We start from the raw sequence: 18625 nt of genomic DNA, 5'->3' as shown, positions 1-18625 counted from the left end.
CCCGGCGCGGCGGCCGCTCCGGCCCGCGCCCCGGGGCCCCCCGGGCCCCGCCACTACAGGTGGGGCTCTCTGCCGAGCATGGCTCGGCACTACGCTCCCTCCCTTTGGCCGCAGGCCAAGGGGAGGGCTGGGGAGGGGTGGTTTTTTGCCGGGAAAGCCTCTGCCGAGCATGGCTCGGCACTACGTGGCTTATCTGTAGCCGGCTGCCTGCAGCTCGAACAGCTCCGCGTAGCGGCCGCCTTCGATCATCAGCTCTTCGTGGGTACCGCTGGCTTCGATGCGACCGTCGGCCAGCACCAGGATGCGGTCGGCCATGCGCACCGATGAAAAACGATGCGAGATCAGCACCGCGGTGCGGTTGTCCGACAGCTCCTTGAATCGCTGGAATACCTCGAACTCGGCACGCGCATCCAGGGCTGCGGTCGGCTCGTCGAGGATCATCACCTGCGCATCGCGCATATAAGCACGGGCGATGGCGATCTTCTGCCACTGGCCGCCGGACAGGTCCACGCCGGTCTTGAAGCGGCGCCCGATAAGCTGGTCATAGCCTGCGGGCAAACCATCGATCACTTCATCGGCCAGTGCACGTCGTGCGGCATTGCGGATACGCTCCTTGTCGCTCATGGCTTCGACCAAGCCAACGCCGATGTTCTCGCCAGCGGACAAGTGGTAGCGCACGAAGTCCTGGAAGATCACGCCCATGTTGGCGCGCAGGTCGTCGAGGTCGTAATCGCGCAGGTCGCGGCCATCAAGCAGGATGCGGCCTTCGTCCGGGTCGTACAGGCGGGCCAGCAGCTTGACCAGGGTGGTCTTGCCGGCGCCGTTCTCGCCAACCAGGGCAATCACCTCACCGGCCTGCAGATGGAAGCTGAGGTTGCGGACGGCCCAGCGCTCGGCGTCCGGATAGCGGAAACCGACGTTGTCGAACACGAAGCCTTCGCGGATCGGCCGCGGTATGGCGATGGCATCCGGACGCGAGCGGATCTCCGGTTCGATGGCATAGAACGAGAACAGGTCATCCAGGTACAGCGCCTGCCCTGCGACCTGCGAGAAGCCGGTAAGCAGGCCCTCCAGCAATTGGCGCAGGCGTAGGAAACTGCCGGACAGGAAGGTCAGGTCGCCGATGCTGAAGTCGCCGCGGATGGTGCGCCAGGCGATATAGCCATAGGCGGCGTAATAGCCCAGGGTGCCCAAGGCGGCCAGCAGCGTGCCCCAGATCGCACGCTTGCGGGCCAGCGCACGGTTGGCCTTGTAGAAGCGTTCGGCCAGCAGCTTGTAGCGATCAATCAGGAAACGGTTGAGGTTGAAGATCTTCACCTCCTTGGCCGTTTCCACGCTGGCGCCGACCTGGCGCAGGTAATCAAGCTGGCGGCGCTCGGGCGTCCAGCTGAAGTTGAGCGAGTAGCCCAGGGTGTTGAAGTGCGATTCGCCGATGAAGGCCGGGACCAGGGCAATCGCCAGCAGCACGATCAACCAGGGGGCGTAGACGATCAGGCCGGCGGCGAAGCTGATGACGGTGATGGTGTCCTGCACCTGGCCGAAAAGCTGGCTCATCAGGCTCATGCGGCCCATGGTCTGGCGGCGTGCACGGTCCAGCTTGTCCTGCAGGTCGGGGTCCTCGAAATCCTCCAGGTCGAGCTCGGCGGCGTGCTCCATCAGCCGCACGCTGGTGGCGTTGGTGAACAGCTCGGACAGCAACGAATCGGCGTAGTTGATCAGTCGGCCAAGCAGGTCCGAGCCGATCGCGATGGCCAACTCCAGCAACAGCAGCTCAAGCAGGGTATTGAGATGGCCGCTGGAGAACGCCTCTGCCAGCGGCGGCATTGGACCAGCACCAGCCAGGCGCACCGCTTCATCGATGATCAGCTTGCCGACATACAGCATCGCCACCGGCATCAATGCACGGACCAGGCGCAGGCCGAGACTGGCGAGTGTCAGCCAGCGGCTGGTCTGCCACACCTGCCGCAGGAAGGGCGGCAGGTTGCGCATCGCATCGACGCGCTCGCGGAAGCTGGGTTTCTTGGCGGGAGCGGGCTCGGGGTGGGGCATGGGGGACTCAAGCGGCGAGGTGCGGGTTCAGGTTACCTGCAAATATGTTGAGTCCGCTGCCTCAAGGTGCTCAACCATCCTTGCCCAGGTCGATATCGCCCATCTGGGCATCGTCGCGACCGTCCGGGTTGTCACGGACAGCCTCGCCTGCGCTACCGAACGATCGCTTGCCGTTGTCGACATTGAGATGGCTGACCACGGTGCGCACGCCTTCGATGGCGGCGATGACCGCTTCAACCTTGTGCTTGACCTCGGTGCTGGGAACGTCGCCGGACAAGGTCACCTGGCCATCCCTGACCTGGGCCAGTACCTGCGAGGTCTGCGTTTGCTGGCCAAGGGTATGTACGACTTCATCGCCGATCAGGGTGTCGGAGCGTTCTGCGGCCATGGTTGGGTCCTTTTGATGCGGGACTTCCACGATGGCGGATGGGGTGTGAGTTTGTTGTTACTTGGGAGGCTTTGCTTCGCTCCCTCCCTTTGCCGAAGGCAAGGGGAGGGTCGGGGAGGGGGGCTTTGGCTTTGGCTTTGGCTTTGGCTCGCGCTTCTGCTTGTGCCGTCATTCCCGCGAAGGCGGGAATCGCTCTTGCTCTGCTTTTGCCATTGGAAATGGCAGGGACTGGCATAGAAGTGCAACAGCAACGGCAAATTCAAATGCAGGAGCGATTCCCGCCTTCGCGGGAATGACGGCATAAAAGCGGGGGGCGAAAAGCCCCAAAGCCCACACCGCTTACTTCAACTCCGCGGCCCTTCCGGCGGCGGGGGCTCCGATGACTGCAACGCCACCGGCAGATGCCAGCCAAAATGCATCGCCATCATCCGCAGGCCAAAACACAGTCCTGCACCAATCAGGGCACATGGCAACGGCGGCAAGCCCAGCCAATAGCCCACCGCAACCACCGCAGCACCTGCCAACGCCGCAACCGCATACAACTCGGCCTGCAGCACCAGCGGCACCTGCGCCAGCAACACATCACGGGCAATGCCGCCGCCAATGCCGGTCAACATGCCCAAGGCAGCCGCCATCGGCGGATCGATGCCATACGCCAAGGCTTTCTGCGTACCGGCTACGGCAAACAGCGCCAGTCCCATCGCATCAAACATGCGCACCGGGTACTGCATACGCTCGATCAGAGGCGCCCAGAAGAACGTGACGATGCCTGCAGCCAAGGTGATGGCCGGGTAGCGCCAATCGCTGATTGCCGCCACCGGGATAGCGCCGATCAACAGGTCGCGGGTGATGCCGCCGGCCAGTGCCGCCGCGAACGACAGCACCAGCACGCCGAAGATATCCAGTCGCCGGCGCACGCCCATCGTTGCCCCGGACAGGGCGAAGACGAAGGTGCCGATGAGGTCGAGGATCAGTACGAGGGTTCCCATGCGCCGTATTGTGCGGTGTGGTGCCGGCTGCGGCCATCAGTCCGGTCTGGATTGATGGCCTTGGGTTCGTCATTCGATCAGGGCAGCGGCGGCAGCAGGCTGGCGCCGAGTCGGTTCCAGGCGTTGATCACCGCCACGGCCATGCTCAGGTCGCTGATGCCCTTGTCGTCGAAATGCGGCCTCAATGCGTCGAAGGCGGCCTGCGAGGGCGCGCCGTCCGGCAGCCGGGTCATCGCCTCGGCCCAGCCCAGCGCGGCACGCTCGCGCTCATCGAAGAAGCGGCTCTCGTGCCAGGCCGGCAGCGTGTCGAGCTTGCGCGGTTCGATGCCGGACTTGCGCAGTGCGGTGGCATGCATGTCCATGCAGTAGCCGCAGCCGTTGATCTGCGATACGCGCAGGAACACCAGCTCCTGCAGCTCGTGCTCGATGGAACTGTCATGCACGGCCTTGCTGGTGGCCAACAGGCCCTTGAAGGCATCGGCGGCGAGACGGGTGTAGGGCACGCGGGGGAAGGTGGTAGCGGACATCAGGTTTCTCCAGACAGCCACGATGGCCGTCTTTCGTTACAAGGACGCAGCAGCGGCTTCGTGCGTGACAAGTGGGGGCAACTTTTCTGGATTGAGCACGCTGTAGAGGGCAGCGATGCGCCCATCCACCACTTCGATGGTGGTGAATGAGGCCAGCCTGCCTTCGGCGAAGCGCAGGATTGCCGGTTCGCCGTTGACGTAGCCAAGTTGGGCGGGCAGGGCAGCACCGCGGCGGGCGATGGCCCAGTACAGGCGGCCGATGCGCTCGGCGCCCCGCAGTGGGCGGATGGCAGCGGTGACGATGCCGCCACCGTCGGAGAACTGGGCAGCATTGGCATGCAGCAGGGCCTGTATGGCGGGGCTGTCGCCACGCTGGGCCGCTTCCATGAAGCGCTGCAGCAGCTGCCTATGCTGTGCCGGCGCCGGCTGGAAGCGTGGTGCACCGGCCTGCAGGCGCTGCTTGGCCCGACGCACCAGTTGCCGGCAGTTGGCCTCGCTGTGGCCAAGTAGGCTGCCGATCTGGCGGTAGTCGTGGTCGAAGGCTTCTTTCAGCAGGAAAGCGGCGCGCTCGTCCGGGCTCAGTTGCTCCAGCAGGGTAAGGAAGGCGACGGAGACTTCATTGGCGACGGCATGGATCTGTGCAGGGTCGGTCGCGGTGTCGGGCGACAGTTCGACCTGCAATGGTTCCGGCAGCCACGGGCCGGGGTAGTGCTGGCGCTCACGCTTGGCCGCGCGGAGGCGGTCCAGGCTGAGTCGGGTGGTGGCGGTGACCAGCCAGGCCTCGGCGTCGCGGATCTCGGCAGTGTCGCTGCCCGCCCAGCGCAGCCAGGCGTCCTGCAGCACGTCCTCGGCATCGGCGCGGCTGCCCAGCATGCGGTAGGCCAGTGCCAGCAGGCGCGGGCGATGGGTCTGGAAGATGGATTCGGCGTTCATGGAGGCAGGACGACGCAGGGAGCGTTGGCGTGACAGCGCTACTTTGCCTGAACCCAAGCCTGGCTGTGATTGCGGTTGTGGGGGGGGGGGGGGGGGGCCCCCCCCCGGGGGGTTGTGGGTCACGCGGAGGGGGGGGGCCCGCCCCCCCCCCCGTCGCGCCCCCCCGGGGGGGGGTGGGGGTTTACCTATAGATTCAAATGCCGACCATGGGTCGGCACTACAGGATCAATGCGCCGGGGTGCCCTTGGCGTCCATCTTGCTCAGCTGGTACAGCTCCAGGCCAATACGCTTGATCAGACCCAGCTGCTTCTCCAGCCACCAGGCATGGTCTTCCTCGGTGTCGCGCAGTTGCAGCAGCAGGATGTCACGGCTGACGTAGTCACCCTGCGCTTCGCATAGCTTCACACCGGCGGCGAGGTTGGCGCGCACCTGGTACTCGACCTGCAGGTCCTTTTCCAACATCTCCATCACGGTCACACCCGGCTCGAAGGCGTGCGGACGCATGTCGGGGTTGCCGCCGAGGAACAGGATGCGGCGCAGCAGCGCATCGGCGTGCTGTGTCTCTTCTTCCATCTCGTGGCCGATGCGCTCGAACAGCGCCAGCAGGCCCTGGTCCTCATAGCGACGGGAATGGATGAAGTACTGGTCGCGCGCAGCCAGTTCGCCGCGCAGCAGCTCCTTCAGGCACTCAATGACTTCGGCTTTGCCCTGCATGGGGGGTGCTCCTGATGATTCGATGGTGCATAGGGTGCCCCATCTGAAAACCCAATGATCTAATCGGAATCACTTTCAGTTGCGATTCCCTCTCTTTCGGCTTCACAAGCTGTCTACAATCGCGACAGAACCGCTACCGGGGGTAGGCCTGTGCTGCGTTGGCTGCTGCGTTCGCTTTGGGTTGTATTGGGGCTGTTGCTGGTCTTGCTACTGGTCATCTGGGGACTGCTGCGCGGCAGCCTGCCGCAGTTGGACGGGGAACTGGCGCTGCCGGGGCTGTCGGCACCGGTCAGCATCCAGCGTGACGCACTGGGGGTGCTCACCGTCGAGGCCGCCAACGAGACCGACATGGCCCGTGCGCTGGGCTATGTACACGCGCAGGAACGCTTCTTCGAGATGGACCTGATGCGACGCTCGGCGGCCGGGGAGCTGTCCGAGCTGTTCGGCGCCAAGGCCTTGCCACTGGACAAGCGCATGCGCGTGCACCGGCTGCGCGCCCACACCCAGCAGAACCTGGGCGCCGCCCTCGGCGACAAACGCGGCGTCATCGAGGCTTACCGCGACGGTGTAAATGCCGGCCTGGCCGCGCTGCCGGTGCGGCCATGGCCGTATCTGCTGCTACGCCAGCAGCCACGGCCGTGGGAACTGGAGGACTCGGTGCTGACCGGGCTGGCGATGTACGCCGACCTGCAGGACCCGACCAACACCCGCGAACTGGCGATGGCGCGCATCCGCAGCGTGGTGCCGCCCGCGCTGTACGCAATGCTTGCCCACGACGGCAGCAGCTGGGATGCACCCTTGTTCGGCGCGCCCCGTGGTGATGCGGTGTTACCGGATGCGGCAACGCTGGACCTGCGCAAGCAGACCGGCACTGCGCCGGCCCTCACTCCACCGCCTGCTTCGCAAGCGGTCCCCCTCTCTCCCGCTGCGCGGGAGAGAGACGTAGGTGGGTCGCCTGCGGCGACCGGTTCTTTTCCGGGAAGCAATAACTTCGCAGTAGCCGGCGCTCTGACCGAAGATGGCCGCGCCATCATCGCCGACGACATGCACCTGGGCCTGCGAGCGCCAAATATCTGGTTCCGCGCACGCCTGCGCTATGCCGACCCGACCGCGCCGGAAGGCAAGGTCGATGTCGCCGGATTCACCCTGCCCGGCCTGCCCGCGGTCATCGTCGGCAGCAACACGCGGGTGGCCTGGGCCTTCACCAACAGCTATATCGACACCGCGGACTTCACCGCCCTGCCCGCCAACGCGCCGCTGCGCAGCTACAACGAGGCCATTGCCGTTGCCGGTGCCAACCCGGAAATGCTGCTGGTGCGGGAAAGCGATTGGGGCCCGGTCCTGCACGACGAACCCGACGGTCAACTGCTCGCACTGCGCTGGGTTGGTCAACAAGCCGGTGCGGTCCGCCTGGATTTCGCCGACATGGCCAAGGCCGCCGACCTGGATTCCGCATTTGCGGTAGCCGACCGCTCGGGCATCCCTGCTCAGAACCTGCTGGTCGCTGACCGCAGTGGCCGTATCGCCTGGCGCCTCATCGGCGCGCGCCCTGCGCGTGACCCGAGTTGCCATGCCGACGCAGCGGCGCAGGCCAGCTGCTCGCCGTGGCCGATCCGCACCGACCACGCACCAGCACTGGTCGACCCACCGGACCATCGTTTGTGGACGGCCAATGGCCGCGTCCTCGACGGTGCCGCCCTGGCCGAAGCCGGTGATGGCGGCTATGACTTCGGTGCGCGCGCCAAGCAGATCCGCGACGGTCTGTTTGCCCACGAGAGCTTCAATGAAAGTGACCTGCTGGCAATCCAACTGGACGACCGCGCCCTGCTGATGGAACGCTGGTGGAAGCTGCTGCGGCAGACCATTGAGCATAGCGATGATCCTGCACTGAAGCGTCTGGAAGCCGCCAGCCGCCAATGGCAGGGCCGCGCTTCCCCCGACTCGGTCAGTTATCGGATGGCACGCGGGTTCCGCGGCATCCTGATGGACAACATGGAAGGCGCGCTACTGGCCCCGGCCAAGGAACACCTTGGCGAGCGCTACATCCCACCCAAGCTTGCCCAGTTCGAAGGCGTGCTGTGGCCCTTGCTCAAGGAACGTCCACCGCATCTGCTGCCGCCACCCTATGAGAGCTGGGATGCCCTGCTCGCCGACAGCGCCCGCCAACTTGAGAAGGATCTGGCCGCACAGGGCCCGGATCTGGCGCAACGCAGCTGGGGCGAGCGCAATACTGCAGCGATCTGCCATCCGGTCTCGGCAGCGCTGCCGGGTCTGTTCAAGCGCTGGCTGTGCATGCCGGCCCAGCCCTTGGCCGGCGATGACAACATGCCGCGCGTGGTCGGGCCTAAGTTCGGTGCCTCCGAACGCATGGTGGTGTCACCCGGTCACGAAGCCGATGGCATCGTGCACATGCCCGGCGGCCAGAGCGGCCATCCGCTGTCACCGTTCTGGGGCGCAGGCCACGACGACTGGGTGGAGGGCCGACCAACGCCGTTCCTGCCAGGCAAGGCAGCGCATAGTTTGAGTTTGAGCCCTCGCTGAGCAACCAGCACATGGCTGCAAACTGCATGGCTGCAAACTGATTGTGGGAGCGGTGTAAGCCGCGAGGCAAGATTTACCGGAACCATCGGCGCGTCTGCAACCTGATGGTGTACCTGCTTCGCGGCTGACGCCGCTCCCACAAACAGCTGACCGGCTCGCCGTCACCAATGCACTACGCGCTTACTTCAAGCGCACCGTCCACTCCACTTCAAGCTTGGCCTCGGCGTCGAACAGGCGACTGATCTGCACCCAGCTCGCGGCTGGATACTTGCCGTCGGGGAAGAAGGTCTTGCGATCGGGAATCGCCTTGATCAAGCCATCCATATCCGTAGTGAACACCGTTTCCTTGACCACCTGACTGCTGTCAGCATCAAACTCCTGCAGGATTTTCGTCAGCTTTCCATAGCAATCGCGTACCGCGACATGCATGTCCGCACCTCGGCACGGGACACCGGAGATATGCAGCGTGTCGCCATCGCGCACCACGCCGGTGTAGCCGATATCTGCTTCCCAGCTGCCAAGTTGATGCCGCTCCAACGGTGCCTCGTTCGCGGTGGCGACCATCGGACTGCTCAACAACCCCAGCATCAACAACGGCAATACGCGCATCGGAAATCCTTTTGAATTGAGAGGAACAACACCTGCGAACTGCATTTGCGAATGCACTCAGCCCGTCTTTCCCTTGCCGCGCGCACTCCAGCTCAGCAAGGGGCCGGTCATCGCCGTCGTCACCAAAGCCATGATCACCAGTACTGCGAACAGGCGGTCGCCGAGCAAGCCAAGCTCATACCCAAGATTGAGCACGATCAGCTCCATCAAGCCCCGGGTGTTCATCAACACCCCCAGGCGCAGCGAATCGTGGGCCGGCATGCCCGCACTGCGCGCAGCGGCAAACGTACCAAGCAGCTTGCCAGCGCTGGCCACCGCTATCACCAGCAGGCACAGCCACAGATCACTGACCTGCAAGGCATCGGCGCGCAGGCGCAAGCCCGTCATGGCGAAGAACAGCGGCAGCAGCAAGGTCACCGCCAGGGGCTCGACCTTGTTGATGATCAATTCGCGCAACTGCACATTGGCGTTCGCGGCGACACCGGCGGCGAACGCACCGAACAGTGCGTGGATGCCCAAGGACTCGGTCAACAAGGCGCTGGCCAGGGTCAGCAACAGCATCCCCAGCAACCATGCCCCTTCGCGGCCGGCGGCAATCTCTTGCCGTGCAAACCATGGCCGCACCACACCCAACATCAATCCGATGAAAACCGTCACACAGGCCAGACTGAAACCCGCAGCGCCCCATCCGGCTGCCTGCGTGGCTGCAACAATCAACGCAAGCATGCACCAGGCCGTGGCGTCGCCCAGCGCTGCACAGGCAATCGCGGTCTGCCCCAACGGACTGTGGGTCATGTCGCGATCTGCAAGAATGCGCAGAAGCACCGGGAAGGCAGTAATGCTCAGTGAGATGCCGATGAACAGCGCAAACGAAGTGAAGCCCACGCCTGCCGGGCCATGGGCGGGATACAACCAGATCGCCAGCAATACGCCACACAGAAATGGCAGCGCAATACCGGCGTGACTCACTGCAATCGCAAAGCGTCGCCGCCCCTGCAGCCGCCCCAGATCCAGCTCCGCGCCGGCCACCAGCAGGAACATCAGCACACCGAGCTGGCTGACCAGTCCAAGCGGCCCCAGTGAGCTCGCCGGAAACAGCGCGGCCTGCAACTGCGGGAAGACACTGCCAAACAGCAGCGGCCCCATCATCAAACCTGCCGCCATCTCGCCGATCACCGCAGGTTGGCCAAACCAGCGCAGCACGCGCCCAGCGCCTTTGGCCACCAGCAGCAACACCAGCAGCTGCAGCAGGAACAACCCCAAGGGTGAGCTCGAATGCAGTGCCGCAGAACCGATCTTGACGGCCTGCTGCACCGGCGCAGGCACGTCCATCCCAGCGTAACGGGCCAATAGCAGCGCAGCCAACAGCGGCAGTGCGGCCCAAAGCAGATAGAGCCAGCCCCAATGCACCCGCGAGCCGGGGCGATGCGTTCCTGCGTCCATGATCTTCCCTTGCGTAAGCCGGCGATGATACGGCCCACGGCTGCGCTGCGGCAGCTTGAAACGCGCGACCCGCAACACTACGGGCCGCGCGTCCTCACTCAGCCGGCCAAGGCCTGCTCGTGCACACCGGCCACGGCGCGGCCGGACGGATCGGCCATGCTGGCGAAGCTGGCATCCCAGGCAATCGCCGCGGGTGACGAACAGGCAATCGACTTGCCGCCCGGCACCGTTTCCGACGCCGCATGGCTGGGGAAGAACTGCTCGAAGACGTGGCGGTAGTAGTACGCCTCCTTGGTCTGCGGCGGGTTGTGCGGGAAACGCTTGTCGGCGGCGGCCAGCACGCGGTCGCTGACCTGTGCTTCGGCATGCGCCTTCAAACCGTCGATCCAACCGTAGCCGACGCCGTCGCTGAACTGCTCCTTCTGCCGCCACAGGATTTCCTTGGGCAGGTAACCCTCGAAGGCCTCACGCAACACCGCCTTCTCGATGCGGCCGCGGGCCTTGTCGACCATCTTGTGGCGCGCATCCATCTTCATCGCCACATCGAGGAATTCGCGGTCCAGGAACGGCACGCGTGGCTCCACGCCCCAGGCCATCATCGACTTGTTCGCGCGCAGGCAGTCGTAGTTGTTCAGCGCATCCAGCTTGCGCACCAACTCTTCATGGAACTCACGCGCGTTCGGCGCCTTGTGGAAGTACAGGTAGCCGCCAAAGATCTCGTCACTGCCTTCGCCGGACAGCACCATCTTCACACCCATTGCCTTGATCCGTCGCGCCAGCAGGAACATCGGCGTGGATGCGCGGATGGTGGTGACGTCGTAAGTCTCGACGTGACGGATCACCTCCGGCACTGCATCGAGGCCTTCTTCGAAGGTGTACTCGAAGCCGTGGTGCACGGTGCCCAGCATTTCCGCCGCCACCTTGGCCGCGGCCAGGTCGGGCGAACCCTTCAGGCCAATGGCGAAGCTGTGCAGGCGCGGCCACCAGGCCTCGCTCTGACCGCCGTCTTCGATGCGGTTGCGCGCATAGCGCGCCGCAACCGCGGCGACCAGCGAGGAATCCAGTCCACCGGACAGCAGCACGCCATAGGGCACGTCGGTCATCAATTGGCGGTGCACGGCACGCTCGAAGGCCTCGCGCAGTTCGGCCAGCGATACATCCACACCTTCCACCGCCTCGTACTCGCGCCACGGACGCTCGTAGTACTTGCTCAGCGTGTCGGTGCTGCTGTCATACCAATGGCCGGGCGGGAACTGCGCCACGTCGGCACAGGTATCGGACAGCGACTTCATTTCCGAGGCCACGCACAGCCGGCCCTGCTTGTCGTGGCCCCAGTACAGCGGCACCACGCCGATCGGGTCGCGGGCGATGATCACGCGCTGTTTTTCGCGGTCCCACAACGCAAAGGCGAAGATGCCGTTGAGCCTGTTCAAGTAGGACGCAGGTTCATCTTCACGGTACAACGCGTTGATCACTTCGCAGTCCGAACCGGTCTGGAAGGCGTAGGACTGGGTGAGTTCCTTCTTCAGCTCCTGATGGTTGTAGATCTCACCGTTCACCGCCAACGCCAGCTGGCCGTCGTCGGACAGCAGCGGCTGCGAGCCGCCGGCCGGGTCGACGATGGCCAGCCGCTCGTGCACCAGGATGGCGCCGTCGTCCACGTAGACGCCGCTCCAGTCCGGGCCGCGATGCCGCTGGCGCTGGGATTGTTCAAGCGCCTGCCGACGCAGCGCCTGCAGGTCGTCACCGGATTGCAGGCCAAAAATGCCGAAGATGGAACACATGGGAAAGCTCCTGGGTTGTGTGGGGACAAACATTGGAAGCAACGGCTTGAAGACCTGCAGCCGCTCGGTGTTCCCGCCCGGCCACAAAAAAAACCCGCATCGGCCGATGCGGGTTTTCTGGTGTCCTGAGCGTGTTGCCTGTTCTAGCTCTGGTCGCAGTCCCGCAGTGGCCGCGCACGATTATTCGCGCGCAGATTATTGCGGTTGTTGTTGTTGACGGCGGTGGCCAGGAACGAGGACATGGCGCTGACCGTATCCCGCTTTCGGCGCCCGCGCAACTGTTGCTTTGGCAACCGATTCAGCGGCCGGGCCGGCGCACTCCGCGATAATCCCCCGCCACCTTGCCCGGACCTGCTGGATGCCCCGTCCCACTCCCCGCGTGCTGCTGTACGCCCTGCCCCTGTTCATCCTGCTCGGTTGCGCGACAACGCCCAACACCCGCCCTGCCAGCGACACCGAACGCGACGCGCTGTCCGCGGCCGCCGATGGCCAGTTCGATTCCGCACTGCGGGTGGCGAAGATGTATCAGGCCTGGAACGACCCGCGCGCACTGGACTGGTACGCGCGCGCCGCGGCGACAATACCGCGCACGCACCGCAGCACCGGGGCCGAGGAGCAATTGGGCAGGCTCCTTGAGCGCGGCCGCCTGGACAGCAGTGACGAACCGCAGAAGCCGGAGGATGTGCGCTTCAAGCCATCACCACGCAAGGCATTGCGCTGGTACCAGAGTGCCGCCTACCACGGCTCGCCGTATGCCATGTCCGATCTGGCACGTTGGTACGAACGCGAGGGCGACATGGCAGGCGCACTGCGCTGGCGCCTGCGCTCGGCGGTGTACATGCGTGAGTTGTACAAGCTGGACGCACTGCGCAAGGCAACCCATGCCTCAACCGAAGCTGCGCGCCTTGCCCCCGACCAGCCCTCCACCAATGCGACCATCGCCCGCATCCAGCGGCGTGCCGCGCGCGGCGATGCCGAGGCCCAGGTCGATCTTGGCGCCTTGCACGAAGCGGGCATCGGCATGCCAACGGATATGCGCGAGGCACTGCGCTGGTATCAGCGCGCCGGCGAACAGGGCAATGTCTACGGCCAGTACTTCAGCGGCTTGGCGCTCGGTCGCGGCAGCAAAGGCCTGCCGAAAGATGAGACTGAAGCGGCGGCATGGTTCGCGCGCGCCCAGGCGCAGGAGTTCTATCTGGCCGAGGAGTCGTACTGGCGCCGGGCCATCGCGCCACCCTTCTTCATCTTCGAATAGATCGAGCAGGTCTGTACACACAACGTCCTCCGCAACAAGACTGCATCAGCACAGCGATGTCGCGCAGAATGACGCGCAAGCACCTGCAGAGTTGGACATGACGAACACTCCGGTTTTCCACGAAGAAACCATCGACCGCGCGCGCATGCAGCAGATCATCCGCGCGCACCCGCGTGCAGCGGTGTTCGAATCCTGCACGCTGGACGAAGGCGATTTCTCGCGCCTGGACATGGACGGCTTCCAGTTCAAGCAGTGCTCGCTGAGCAGGGCGAACTGGCTAGCCGCATCACTGGAAGAAAGCCAGTGGCTGAAATGCCGCGGCAGCCACTGCGACTTCAGTTCCGCGCTGCTCAGTGATTCGCGCTTCGATCACTGCGACCTCAACAACAGCTTCTGGCGACGCGCCACGCTCTCGTCGGTACAGTTCAAGGACTGCAAGCTGACCGGCGCCCACCTGCAGGAAGTAAGCGGCTGGGCGCTGGAGTTCCGCGATTGCCTGCTGGTCAGCGCCGACCTGCGCGGCATGTCATTCCGCAAAGCGCAGCTGGAAGGCATGGATTTCTCCGATGCCGACCTCTCAGGCTGCGACTTCCGCGATGCGGTGTTCAGCGGCGGCAGCCTGCGCAACACACAGACCCGCCTGACCCGCTTCGAAGGTGCCGACCTGCGCGATACCGATATCAGCGGCCTCAACTTGATGGACGCAAAGCACTTCAAGAAGGCGGTGATCTCGCAGCGGCAGGCTGCGGCGGCATTGGCGGCGTTTGGGTTGATCGTCGCCTAGGGAAAACAGGTGCTTCGGATATGCACCAGTACGGGCTTCCCGCTGGCCCAGGTCATGCCCCTCCCGGTCACTCCGCATCCAGCGTTGCGATCTCAACCCGATTCCGCCCCTCGCGCTTGCCGCGATAGAGTGCCAGGTCGGCACAGCGTACGAGCGCCATTGGGTCTTCCCCAGGCACCGGAGTGCAAACCGCCACCCCGACACTGATGGTCACCCGTTGCCCCGCCGCACCGGTCACCTGTTCCACCGCACTGCGCAGACGCTCCCCAAGCGCCATCGCCATCTGCGCGTCGCAACCCGGCAGAATCAACACGAACTCCTCGCCGCCATAGCGTGCGACCAGCTCTTCGGCACCGGTCACCTGCGCGGCCAGGGTCTGCGCAACGCGGCGCAACTGCAGGTCACCGATGTGGTGGCCGTAGGTGTCGTTGAACTGTTTGAAGTGATCTACGTCGATCATCATCACCGCCAGCGGCTCCTGCTGTTCGACGCAGCGCTGCCACGCCCGTGGCAAGGCCTTCTCCATCGCGTGGCGGTTGGCGATGCCGGTGAGTCCGTCGGTCACCGCCAGGGCAGAGAGCCTGGAATTGGCGCTCTGCAGCTCGGCGGTGCGCTCGTTGATCTTCTGCTCAAGCAGGCGGTTTTGTGCATTGATGGCACGGGTGCGGAGCCGCACCACCGCGACCACGAACAACAAGCCCGCCACGCCAAAGCCCACCCGAACCCAGGGCCGCTGGTACCAGAAGGGCGCAACCTGCAACGGGTAGCTCATCGCCTCGGTGGGTGCGCCGCCCAGCACCCTCGCCTGCAACTGGAAGATGTAAGCACCCGCTGGCAGGCGCTGGTAGGTCAGCTCACGCCCTGCCGTCCATGGCGACCATTCGTCGTGATGGCCCGGCATCCGGTAGCGGAACTCGACCTCCGGCTCCATGCTCTGCACGCCGAAGCGCAAGGCCAATCCCGCCCCCGCTGGCAAATGCGGCGTTGTCTTTGGCAACAGCGGCAACAGTACCGGCGGATGATTCGGACCTTGCAGCTCGATGCGATCCAGCCGCGCCTGCGCTGGTGCCGCGACGGACTCGATCGCAGCAGGATCCAACTGCAATACGCTGTCGCGGGTAACCACGCGCAGTTGCCCGTCGCGATGCAGGGCAACCGTCTTGAAGCCGGGCACGCGGCTATCACTGACATGCTGCAGTTGGAACGTGGTCGCACCGGGCTTGCGCCACCACAGCTGTCGCGCCGTCCAGGCGAAGCTGCCCTTGGCGTTGTCCTCGCCTTCCAGCTCCATGGGAGCCTGCAGCCCCGGCAACACGGGCAAAGCCGCGGCAACAAACCGCTCACCCTGCAAACGGTGCACCTGCTGCCCGGATATCGCGTACAGCACGCGATCACTCCGGAACAAACGAGTGCCCTTCCCTGCTGCCACAGGCAAGCCCTGCTTCGACCCAAAGCGCTGCTCAGCGAGCAATTGGCCATTTTCCGTAGCGAAGCGCCAGCGCCTAGCGCCACCGCCTGCATCGCCTGCCCACAACTCGCCGGCGACAACTTCATACACGCCCCCCGCAGCGCCCCCACCGATCTGCCACTGCCCCTGCAGCTGCCAGCGCCCGTCGTGTTGACCGAGCACGATGATCTTGGTGTTGGTCAACGCGAACATGCGCCTGGCGTCGAACGCCGAGGGCATCAGCCTGCTGACACTGTCACCCAGCGCTGGCGGCAGCAGCCGTCGTGGTTGCGTTTGCCCGGGATCGAGCACCGCCAGTCCATAGCGATCTCCGATCAGGAGACCGGCGTTTGTTCCCTCCAGCGCAAAGGTCTCCAGATCACGTCGCGGCCATTGCGAGAGCGAGAACATTGGCGTGCCCGCCGCAGAGGGTTGCGTGCTCCACACCCCCATGCTTGCCACCCACAGGCGACCGTCATACCAGGTGCTGTCGAAGATGCGTCCGCCCAGGCCATGCAGGCGCCCATAGCGCGTCCATGGCAGCGACCAGCGCAGGCGCGCGATGCCGTTCTCGCCTGAGATCCACACCGCGCCCTCGCGATCCTCCACCAGGTCGTGCATCTCACCCGCACACGCGGCAAAGCTGTCGAGCAGGTGCAGATCGGGGGAGAAACGCATGATCGTGCCGTCGAAGCTGCCGATCGCGAAGCCACCGTCGGCAAGGGCAATACCGGTGTACGGTTCGTGCAGACGGAAGGCCGCATCGGCCTCCGTGTCGAGCTTGCGCACACGCGCACCATCGCTGAAATGGAAGCCATCGGCCGCGGCAAACAGCAAGCCGCCCCGGTACGGCCAGGCCACTGGAACACGCAGCTTGGCGAGCGACTCCATGCCTTCGACCAGCACCATCGCCGCCTTGTCAGCGCGGTAAAGACCTTGCCCCGGAACCCGGAAGAAGACCTCGTCGCCAGCCACCAGCGGACGCGTACGTGCGCCGGCGGGAAGCTGCATGCGCGTGGTGCTGCCGTCCTTCTCAAGCACGAACAAGGCGCCAGCGCTTACCGCGTGCACGCCACGCGAGGTCTCCCCCAACGAGAAGACCTCGACCGGCCCTTGCAGCAGACCCGCACTGGCCAAGCGTGGCAAAAGGTCAACGAATTTGTGGGTGCCATCAGGCTGTCGCAGCAAGCGTCCGAAAACCCCTGCGCCGGCGACAACGATGCTGCCGTCGCGCGCCAGCATGATCGAGTACACCGGCGCTTCACCAGACGCCTCCAACAGCTCCCATACCCCGCTACGGAAGGCCATCACGCCTTCGCCACTGGCAGCATAGAGGTTGCCCGCGCGGTCGACGACCACGCCGGGATAGGTTGGCGCGGCAGGCAATTGGCTTGCCCCGAACTGACGTAGCAGCGGCAAGCCGTGCAGTGTTGTGCTGGCGTGCGCGAATGGCAGCAGGCACACCAGCAGCAGGGCCATCAGCCCTTTACGGAACCGCATTTGAACACTGTCCATCTCGCCCCCCCGGCAAGATTGTGCACTTGCACCGTAACAGCTTAGTCCAGCAGCTTTTCGATCAGTTTCCTGTACAGGTCAGGCAGCGCCTGCAGATCGGAGACGCGCACGTTCTCATCGACCTGGTGGATGCTGGCATTCACCGGCCCCACTTCGATGCACTGCGCGCCCAAGGGCGCGATGAAGCGGGCGTCAGACGTCCCGCCGCCGGTGCTTTCTTCCGGCGCGGCGCCGGCGAATTCGGCCAGAACGTCGCGGGCAACGCTGCGCAGGCGCCCTTCCGGCGTATAGAACGGCTCGCCGCTGCGGTGCCACTGCAGGTCGTAGTGCAGACCGTGACGGTCCAACAACGCGCCGATCTCGGCCTCCAGCTTGTCCGCATTCCAATGTGGGTTGTAGCGCAGGTTGAACATCACCTGCAGCTCGCCCGGGATCACGTTGTTGGCGCCGGTGCCTGCGTTGATGTTCGAGATCTGCAGGCTGGTGGACGGGAAGCTTTCGTAGCCATCGTCCCAATGACGGGCAGTCAGCTCAGCCAACGCCGCTGCGGCCAGATGGATGGGGTTGCGTGCCTTGTCCGGATAGGCGACATGGCCCTGCACGCCCTTGATACGCAGCTTGGCCGAAAGGCTGCCGCGGCGACCGACGCGCAGCAGGTCGCCGAGCTTGGCGGTTGACGACGGCTCGCCGGTAATGCACCAGTCGATGCCCTGCCCGCGCTCGACAAAGAGTTTGGCAACGTGGCGGACGCCATCGATGGCATCCCCTTCCTCGTCGCTGGTCAGCAGCACCGCCAGCGTGCCGGGATGGTCCGGATGCGCGGCAACAAACTGCTCAGCGGCCACCACGAAGGCGGCAACGCTGCCCTTCATGTCGGCAGTGCCGCGCCCGTACAGCACGCCATCGCGCACCTCCGGCTTGAACGGGTCGCTGTTCCAGGCCTCGACCGGCCCGGTCGGCACCACATCGGTATGGCCGAGCAGCACCAGTACCGGTGCACCGCTGCCGTGGGTGGCCCAGAGGTTGTCCACTTCGCCCAGGCGCAGGTGCTCGCAGCTGAAGCCGGCGGTGCTGAGGCGGCCGGCGATCAGCTGTTGGCAGCCGGCGTCTTCCGGGGTTACCGAGGGGCGGGCGATCAGATCGCAGGTCAGGGCTAGTACGTCGTTCATTGCAGCCTTCTTGGGTCGGTGGCTTCGCGGCTTACGCCGCTCCCACGGTTGCTGGAGGACGGATCAGGCGATGTTGAAACGGGCCTTGAAGCCGTTGTCGCTGAAACCCTGGCTCAGGGTGCCATCGTCGGTGATCACCAACGGGCGCTTGATCAGCTGCGGGTATTCGCGCAGCAGCAGCTTCCACTCGGCATCGGACTCAGGCGACTTCCGGTTGTCCGGCAACTGTCGCCAGGTAGTCGAGGATTTGTTGATCATCGCCGCGAAGCCGCCGGCTTTGCCAGCCCATTCGAGCAGGGTTTCCGGGCTGGGCTTGTTGTCGCGGTAGTCGACGAAGGTGTAGGCGACATTGAAGCGATCCAGCCATTTGGTGGCTTTCTTGCAGGTGTCGCAGTTTTTCAGTCCGTAGATCGTGGTCATGGTTCAAAGCTCGCGGTGATGTAGCCCCTCTCCATTCGGGAGAGGGGTTGGGGTGAGG

At 64.8% G+C, this 18625-nt stretch carries 15 protein-coding genes; 3 read left to right on the top strand and 12 right to left on the bottom strand.

Annotated elements, in window-relative coordinates:
• Nucleotides 1-189: 189 nt before the first annotated feature.
• From AC13FW_RS12375 to AC13FW_RS12350, 6 genes are all read right to left on the bottom strand, one after another.
• Nucleotides 190-2049: an ABC transporter ATP-binding protein gene (locus AC13FW_RS12375; protein ID WP_482989246.1), complete on the bottom strand. Its 1860-nt coding sequence runs from the start codon at nt 2047-2049 to the stop codon at nt 190-192.
• 70 nt (nt 2050-2119) lie between these two features.
• Nucleotides 2120-2437: a BON domain-containing protein gene (locus AC13FW_RS12370; RefSeq protein WP_482989245.1), complete on the bottom strand. Its 318-nt coding sequence runs from the start codon at nt 2435-2437 to the stop codon at nt 2120-2122.
• Between the two features lie 344 nt (nt 2438-2781).
• Nucleotides 2782-3426 (bottom strand): trimeric intracellular cation channel family protein, encoded by a 645-nt coding sequence (locus AC13FW_RS12365; protein WP_482989244.1) that lies wholly within the window; start codon nt 3424-3426, stop codon nt 2782-2784.
• 77 nt (nt 3427-3503) lie between these two features.
• Complete coding sequence (locus AC13FW_RS12360) at nt 3504-3953, bottom strand: carboxymuconolactone decarboxylase family protein (protein ID WP_296246569.1); 450 nt, start codon at nt 3951-3953, stop codon at nt 3504-3506.
• Nucleotides 3954-3989: 36 nt separating this feature from the next.
• Complete coding sequence (sigJ, locus tag AC13FW_RS12355) at nt 3990-4886, bottom strand: RNA polymerase sigma factor SigJ (protein ID WP_482989243.1); 897 nt, start codon at nt 4884-4886, stop codon at nt 3990-3992.
• A 225-nt stretch (nt 4887-5111) separates the two neighbouring features.
• A complete protein-coding gene (locus AC13FW_RS12350) occupies nt 5112-5600 on the bottom strand; it encodes a bacterioferritin (protein ID WP_282273472.1) in 489 nt (162 codons plus the stop codon).
• Nucleotides 5601-5750: 150 nt separating this feature from the next.
• Here AC13FW_RS12350 and AC13FW_RS12345 point away from each other — a divergent pair, with 150 nt between their 5' ends.
• Nucleotides 5751-8141: a penicillin acylase family protein gene (locus tag AC13FW_RS12345; protein ID WP_482989242.1), complete on the top strand. Its 2391-nt coding sequence runs from the start codon at nt 5751-5753 to the stop codon at nt 8139-8141.
• A 180-nt stretch (nt 8142-8321) separates the two neighbouring features.
• Here the strand turns inward: AC13FW_RS12345 and AC13FW_RS12340 are convergent, their stop codons facing one another.
• The 3 genes from AC13FW_RS12340 to asnB form a co-directional block, all read right to left on the bottom strand.
• Nucleotides 8322-8750, bottom strand: coding sequence for a RidA family protein (locus AC13FW_RS12340; protein WP_482989241.1), 429 nt, complete (start codon nt 8748-8750; stop codon nt 8322-8324).
• 57 nt (nt 8751-8807) lie between these two features.
• Nucleotides 8808-10193, bottom strand: a complete 1386-nt coding sequence (locus tag AC13FW_RS12335; RefSeq protein WP_482989240.1) for a cation:proton antiporter domain-containing protein — start codon at nt 10191-10193, stop codon at nt 8808-8810.
• Nucleotides 10194-10291: 98 nt separating this feature from the next.
• Nucleotides 10292-11977, bottom strand: coding sequence for an asparagine synthase B (gene asnB, locus AC13FW_RS12330; protein ID WP_482989239.1), 1686 nt, complete (start codon nt 11975-11977; stop codon nt 10292-10294).
• Nucleotides 11978-12335: 358 nt separating this feature from the next.
• Here asnB and AC13FW_RS12325 point away from each other — a divergent pair, with 358 nt between their 5' ends.
• Entirely contained in the window at nt 12336-13232 is an 897-nt protein-coding gene (locus AC13FW_RS12325; RefSeq protein WP_482989238.1) for a tetratricopeptide repeat protein, read from the top strand.
• Between the two features lie 97 nt (nt 13233-13329).
• Nucleotides 13330-14016, top strand: a complete 687-nt coding sequence (locus tag AC13FW_RS12320; protein ID WP_482989237.1) for a pentapeptide repeat-containing protein — start codon at nt 13330-13332, stop codon at nt 14014-14016.
• 67 nt (nt 14017-14083) lie between these two features.
• On the opposite strand, the gene AC13FW_RS12315 is transcribed toward AC13FW_RS12320, so the two are convergent.
• The 3 genes from AC13FW_RS12315 to AC13FW_RS12305 form a co-directional block, all read right to left on the bottom strand.
• The gene (locus AC13FW_RS12315) at nt 14084-16963 is read right to left on the bottom strand and encodes a GGDEF domain-containing protein (RefSeq protein WP_482989236.1); all 2880 of its coding nucleotides are present in this window, start codon (nt 16961-16963) and stop codon (nt 14084-14086) included.
• A gap of 56 nt (nt 16964-17019) precedes the next feature.
• A complete protein-coding gene (dapE, locus tag AC13FW_RS12310) occupies nt 17020-18147 on the bottom strand; it encodes a succinyl-diaminopimelate desuccinylase (RefSeq protein ID WP_482989235.1) in 1128 nt (375 codons plus the stop codon).
• Between the two features lie 63 nt (nt 18148-18210).
• Nucleotides 18211-18567 (bottom strand): Spx/MgsR family RNA polymerase-binding regulatory protein, encoded by a 357-nt coding sequence (locus AC13FW_RS12305; RefSeq protein WP_313272720.1) that lies wholly within the window; start codon nt 18565-18567, stop codon nt 18211-18213.
• Between the last annotated feature and the right edge of the window lie 58 nt (nt 18568-18625).

It is taken from the genome of Stenotrophomonas sp. 21LCFQ19 (assembly GCF_056861425.1).
Note: the sequence above shows the minus strand (reverse complement) of the source record. Positions and strands in the feature narration are given on the sequence as shown.